The following is a 5929-nucleotide window of genomic DNA, read 5'->3' as shown; positions in this document are numbered from 1 at the left end:
CAATTATTAAAGCTAAAAATTGGAAAATAATTAAATTAAAATTCAGACTATTAACAATAATTTGACTACCAAATAAAACAATAATAATTAAAGCTGCTGCTAACATTAATAGTGGTTCTAACAAAACACTTAAAGTAGCAATATTTATAGGTACATTAGCATTTCTAGCCGCTATAATTCGCCCATAATAATGCCAAATATTCCCAGGTAAATATTTAGCAATATTCGTTTTTAAATAAACTTGGATAAACTCAATAGCAGATACAGATTGATTTAACTCCCTGAGTACCCAAGTCCAAATCCAACCTGCCCAAATATGTGCCAATAAAGTTACACTTGTAGCAGTTGCTAATATTAACCATCCGGTAATATTAATCCGAATAGCACTAACTCCTAACCAATTATCTTTTAACGCTTTCAATAAAAAAAACAGCGTTCCACCTAAAATCAACCACCGGATAATTTTCTTCATTTTAAAAGGATTTAGATCCCCGACTTCTTAGAGAAGTCGGGGATCTTGTTTTTGTGTTTTTGTTAATTTTAATTTTGCAAATACCAACTTTCTAACGCCAAACGATGAATTTCTCGCCAAGAAATATTATTTTTCCGGGCTAATTCTGCACAATCTTCATATTCTGGCTGCACATTAGTAATTACCTTTTCTGTAGCTGTTCCTGTCCAGGCCACTTTTACCGATATTGTTCCATAAATAGTTTCCACTTTTTGCATTTCCCGTTGTAAAATTGCCCGCTTTTGAGTAGTACGACGAATGCCTAAAGTGCTAGTTTCTCGAAATAACACCGCTTCACAACTAGCTAACTTTTCAGGATGACAAATCACAGTTAACAAAATTCCGGTACGCGACTTTTTCATCCCTATCGGTTGAGTAAACACATCCACCGCACCCGCAGCAAATAAAGCCTCAAATACATAACCAAATACTTGAGGATTTAAGTCATCTATTTGAGTTTCTAGGACAGTAATCGTCTCTAAATTTGGGGAAGATTCTCCTAAATTAGAGTTATCAGTCTGTAAAGATTCATTTTCACCATACCAAAGTCGTAGTATATTAGGAATGGGTAAATCTAGAGAACCAGCCCCTAATCCTACCTGTTTGATAGTCATTGGTGGTGGTGAACCAAAGTCTTGAACTAAGGTAGTAGCGATCGCCGCCCCCGTTGGTGTTACCAATTCTCTGTCAATGCCATTACTATAAACTGGACAACCCCGCATTTCCCACAACTTTAACACCGCTGGTACTGGTACAGCCATTCTTCCATGTGCCGCATTAACAGTACCACCTCCCGTTGGAAATGCAGAACAGTATAGCCAAGGCAAACCCTGGCGATCGCTATCAACACCCAACCAATCCAACCCTAAACAAGTACCAACAATATCCACAATCGCATCCACCGCACCCACTTCATGAAAATGAACTTTTTCCGGTGCGATGCCATGAACAGCCCCCTCTGCAACTGCCAACTGTCGGAAAACAGCTAAACTCCAAGCTTCCGCCCGCACTGGCAAATTCCCCTTAACAATCATCTCCTCTATTTCTGGCAAATGACGGGTGTGGTTGTGATCATGTTCATTGTGAGAATGATGGTGATGATGAGAAACCAAATCTACATGAACCTTAGTCGCTTGTTGACCTTGACGGTGAACCAATTCCGCCCACAATCGGTATTCTTGCTCAATTCCCAAGCCATTGAGTTGTTCTATCAAATACTCCACAGGCACACCCAGACTAACCAACGCCCCCAAACACATATCACCAGAAACCCCTGTTGGACATTGAAGATAAACAATTTTATTCATAAATTTATTTGTTAATTGTCAGTTGTCAGTCGTCAGTTGTCAGGAAAAAAAACTATTACCATTACCAATCACCAATAATCATTATGGCCAAAATATTCACCATTCATCCTGATAATCCTCAAAGCCGCCGAATAGAGGAAATAAAGTTAGCGTTATTAAGTGGCGCTATCATGCTCTACCCTACAGATACAGTTTACGCAATTGGTTGTGACTTGAATGCCAAGTCGGCGGTGGAAAGAGTGCGACAAATCAAACAGTTAGCGAATGATAAACCACTGACATTTTTATGTCCCTCACTCTCCAATGTGGCGACTTATGCCTTCGTAAGTGATACAGCCTACCGACTAATGAAGCGGTTAATACCAGGACCCTACACATTTTTGCTCCCTGCTACCAAATTAGTACCGCGACTAGTGCAAAATCCCAAACGCAAAACCACAGGAATTCGGGTGCCAAATCATAAGGTTTGCTTGGCATTAATGGAAGCGTTAGGAAACCCAATTATTTCTACTTCGGCTCATATTAGAGCAAATGACGAAGATCAGGAAATAGTTGAAAACGGAAAACAACCAATGTTGTCACGGGTAGATTTATATGACCACTTGGATAAATTGGTAGATATTATTATCGACACTGCCGAAGAACCTACATATCAAGTGTCTACCATTTTAGATTTGACCGATGAAGAACCAGTTATTATTCGGAGAGGTTTAGGTTGGGAAGCTGTAGCTACTTGGGTTTAAGAATAAAGCTTTACAAGTGCAACCCCTTGTTTTGGACTCCGTTGCGCTAATTATTATGATCACCTGACTCCAATTTTGAAATTGTCATCTTCCCAGGCACTCTTATCCCAGTCATGAAATTATGGCTACGCCAAACAGGCTATCGGCCAATCTTAGCATGACTAAGGTTTTGGCAATTTGTCCTCAGAGTGAATATCTATTATGCCATCTTTGATTTAGTTGCTAAAAATAAAGCGACACAATTAACAAGCCCTTAACTTTGGAAATTTCCTACAGTATTTACATATCAGGAGTCTAGTTGGTGAGTTCTGAGGCATAAATCCCCAAAGATTTTTACTCCTGAGACTGGCCTTAAATACTGTATATGCGTTTGAGTTAAGGTGCAATACCAATTTTATAGAAAAGTCATGAAAGCTAACATCGCCAATCTGCCTAATTCTACATCTGCTTTTGATAGTTATATTTCTCTTGAAGAATTGTCTGTTCCTACCAGCGATACATTAGTACAACTTTTATCCCATGAGATGCAATCTCAAGTTAAATCCGCCACTTCAGGTGTACAAGATGTTGTTGGACGCATAGCCAAAGAAGTAGAACGGATATGCGATAAAAGCTCCCGCATTCAAAACTCAGGACAAATTCAGTCTTGGCAAATTACATTAGGAAGACATCGCTTACAAAAGTGCCTCCGTTACTATCAACTTGGCTCTAAGCAAGGACGAGTAGAATTACACAGCAGCTTAGGCGCAATTGTTTATCGTCATGTAACTGTTGCCGGCTCAGATTTAGGATTTGAGGCTCGTTACAATCTGATTGAAGATTTCTTACAAGCTTTTTATATCGAAGCAATTAAAGCTTTCCGTCGAGAAACTGAACTACCTGAAGATTACACTCCCCGTACTCAGTTACAAGTAGCTGAGTATATGGCATTTACAGAACAATATGCCAAACGCCGGATTAATTTACCTGGTGGTGCTAATCAACAACTAATTGTTTTACGCGCTCAAGGTTTTGCCCGTCGTCAACCCCAAGAAACTACTGTAGATATTGAAATGGCAGTGGATTCGGCGAAAACGGAAGAAGCGGAATCTTATCAACGCAATGTGGCAGTGCAGCAAATTCGCTCACAAATGATTGCTAAACCTGGTTTTGACCCTTCGGAAGAATCGGAACGCAATCGCGTGATTACCGAATTGATGAAATATCTGGAGTCTCAAGGACAATCTGATTGTATGAATTACTTGACTCTCAAACTCCAGGATCTTTCTGCACCGGAAATTGACCAAATTCTCGGTTTAACCAGTCGTCAACGCGATTATTTACAACAAAGATTTAAATATCACGTTGAGAAGTTTGCCAAACAGCACCAATGGCAATTAGTTCACCAATGGTTAGGTGCTGGTTTAGAACATAAGTTAGGTTTATCTTCCCAGCAATGGGATATTTTTTGGCATCAACTCACACCACAGCAGCAACAAATTTTTGAACTAAAAACCGCTTGTCAAAGTGATCAACTTATTTCTAAAGCTGTTCAATGTACTCCGAAACAACTGCAAAAACGCTGGACACAAATGTTGGAATTAGCATGGTCTATTCGTAACGGTCATGCTGAAACCAAAAATAATTAAATTCCATCTGGTCGGTTGGGTTGACGCAAGTAAACCCAACATTTTCATATAAATGTTAAGTGGGTTGGCGTTAAAAATTGTTGTTATGGCAAGGCAAGAGTGAAGAGGGTTTGGGCGATTTTACGTTTCTTTACACAGTTTGGTTTTATTGTGTTAAGTTTTATTTAGAGGATAATAGGGAGGATCAAAATAAACAAAGTCATTAGTATCAGTTGCATAATTCAACACTTCTTCAAAATTTGCTTGTTTGATTTCTACTTTCTGGAGTGCCAAGGATGCAACTCGCAAAACTTCTTCTTGACAAATACCTGGATTTTTATATTTACCTACAGGGACATTAAATTTTCCTTGAGAATTAACCCGGTACAGCCCATTAAAACAAGTTTTATTCAGATAAATAAACCGAGCCGCTTTTGTTAGATCTGTCCCATTATGATAATTTCTGACATCATAGTAATACTCTGAATTATGTCTTTGCTGATGTGCTTGCAGTAAAGTTATTAATTCTTCAAGATTGTCTCTAACGCACCGATAAGTAAGAACTAAATCTGCATTAATATCAGTTAAAACTGCATGAGATGGTTGCAAGTGAAAAAAAACTGCTCCACCCCCTAAAAATGGTTCATAGTAAGTCTGGTAATGCTGGGGAAAATAGTCTTTATATTGCGAAATCAATCTAGTTTTACCCCCAGCCCACTTTAAAAATGGTCGTGGGTAAGTTTGTTTAGGGATTTGACTTACCATCTACTTACGATTAAACTAAAAACTAACTAATCAATAAAGTCTATAATAAGGCAGTCTAAATTCAAATGTTTGATGGATTCTGGGATAACGTCTTTCGCTACCCTCGGTATTTAGTTAGTATCGTCTTGGGTGTTTTTCTAAACACCCTTGAGCCGCTGTTTCCATTATTAAAACGTCCTGTGACGCTGATGGCTATTTTAGGCTTGTTTACTGGTGGTCTTTTTTTCGTAACGCTTACCGTGCGGGCTATGCTGGGATTGAGTTCAATGTAAACCAAAAGCCAGGAAAGGGTTGAGTTTATTGGACTGTTGGTGTTGATTTAATCGCGTCAAACACCGTCCACTTTCATTTACATTTAGAATCATGTTATTTAACCTCTGTGAGAAGGCGGAATTTATATGGCTACAAATCGCCGCGTTTCCCGCGTTGCTGAATTAATTAAACGGGAAGTTAGCCAAATGCTACTCAACGGTATTAAGGATGACCGTGTGGGTATGGGAATGGTCAGTGTTACCGATGTGGATGTTTCTGGGGACCTACAACACGCTACCATCTTTGTGAGTATTTATGGAACGGAGGAAGCGAAAACGGAAACAATGGCTGGTTTAAAGTCAGCTACGGGTTACGTTCGCAGTGAATTGGGGGCTAGAGTCAGATTAAGACGGACTCCAGAAGTGATCTTTGTGGAAGATCGTTCTATAGAACGAGGTACTAAGGTGCTGAGTTTATTAAACCAACTGGAGCAACAACGAGCATCAGCAAGTGTGGATGAGGTAGTAGAAGAGATGGCTGAATGATTTATTAATGCAAAATTAACCAAAATATAAATAAATCTGGAACTTGTTGCTATTTAAAGCACTCTAGTTGGGGATAATAGGGAATGCCTTGATTCCCTATTTTTAGAGAGTTCCGGGTATTGCAAATTTTATATCTTAGGATAGAGGTCAAAAACCATAGACTTATATATACTGATAAAGTTAACGCTAAAGCAAATCT

5 protein-coding genes and 2 pseudogenes are annotated in these 5929 nt (G+C 39.0%); 4 read left to right on the top strand and 3 right to left on the bottom strand.

Annotation, left to right across the window (positions count from 1 at the left end):
* A pseudogene (locus IQ228_RS19140) lies at window positions 1–472 on the bottom strand (UPF0104 family protein); the annotation flags it as partial.
* Between the two features lie 68 nt (window positions 473–540).
* On the bottom strand, window positions 541–1818 hold the full coding sequence (gene larC, locus IQ228_RS19135; RefSeq protein ID WP_027402171.1) for a nickel pincer cofactor biosynthesis protein LarC: 1278 nt from the start codon (window positions 1816–1818) through the stop codon (window positions 541–543).
* An 83-nt stretch (window positions 1819–1901) separates the two neighbouring features.
* Between larC and IQ228_RS19130 the strand changes: the two genes are divergently transcribed.
* Window positions 1902–2561, top strand: a complete 660-nt coding sequence (locus tag IQ228_RS19130) for an L-threonylcarbamoyladenylate synthase (protein WP_193963958.1) — start codon at window positions 1902–1904, stop codon at window positions 2559–2561.
* Between the two features lie 407 nt (window positions 2562–2968).
* Window positions 2969–4189 carry a HetZ-related protein gene (locus tag IQ228_RS19125; RefSeq protein WP_027402169.1) on the top strand — a complete coding sequence of 407 codons (1221 nt, stop codon included), beginning with the start codon at window positions 2969–2971 and terminating at the stop codon, window positions 4187–4189.
* 156 nt (window positions 4190–4345) lie between these two features.
* Here IQ228_RS19125 and IQ228_RS19120 read toward each other — a convergent pair.
* Window positions 4346–4933, bottom strand: a pseudogene (locus IQ228_RS19120) (DNA adenine methylase); the annotation flags it as partial.
* Window positions 4934–4998: 65 nt separating this feature from the next.
* Between IQ228_RS19120 and IQ228_RS19115 the strand changes: the two are divergent.
* Window positions 4999–5205, top strand: a complete 207-nt coding sequence (locus IQ228_RS19115) for a DUF751 family protein (RefSeq protein WP_071992769.1) — start codon at window positions 4999–5001, stop codon at window positions 5203–5205.
* A 126-nt stretch (window positions 5206–5331) separates the two neighbouring features.
* On the top strand, window positions 5332–5730 hold the full coding sequence (gene rbfA, locus IQ228_RS19110; RefSeq protein WP_027402168.1) for a 30S ribosome-binding factor RbfA: 399 nt from the start codon (window positions 5332–5334) through the stop codon (window positions 5728–5730).
* The last annotated feature ends 199 nt before the right edge of the window (window positions 5731–5929 follow it).

Source organism: Dolichospermum sp. LEGE 00246 (assembly GCF_015207865.1).
GTDB lineage: Bacteria > Cyanobacteriota > Cyanobacteriia > Cyanobacteriales > Nostocaceae > Dolichospermum > Dolichospermum heterosporum.
This window is presented reverse-complemented; position numbering and strand designations above follow the sequence as displayed.

Bases quoted from the DNA above. Each gene is read 5' to 3' on its own strand.
- IQ228_RS19130 (WP_193963958.1), top strand. From the start codon at position 1,902: ATGGCCAAAATATTCACCATTCATCCTGATAATCCTCAAAGCCGCCGA.
- larC (WP_027402171.1), bottom strand. From the start codon at position 1,818: ATGAATAAAATTGTTTATCTTCAATGTCCAACAGGGGTTTCTGGTGAT.
- IQ228_RS19125 (WP_027402169.1), top strand. From the start codon at position 2,969: ATGAAAGCTAACATCGCCAATCTGCCTAATTCTACATCTGCTTTTGAT.
- IQ228_RS19115 (WP_071992769.1), top strand. From the start codon at position 4,999: ATGTTTGATGGATTCTGGGATAACGTCTTTCGCTACCCTCGGTATTTA.
- rbfA (WP_027402168.1), top strand. From the start codon at position 5,332: ATGGCTACAAATCGCCGCGTTTCCCGCGTTGCTGAATTAATTAAACGG.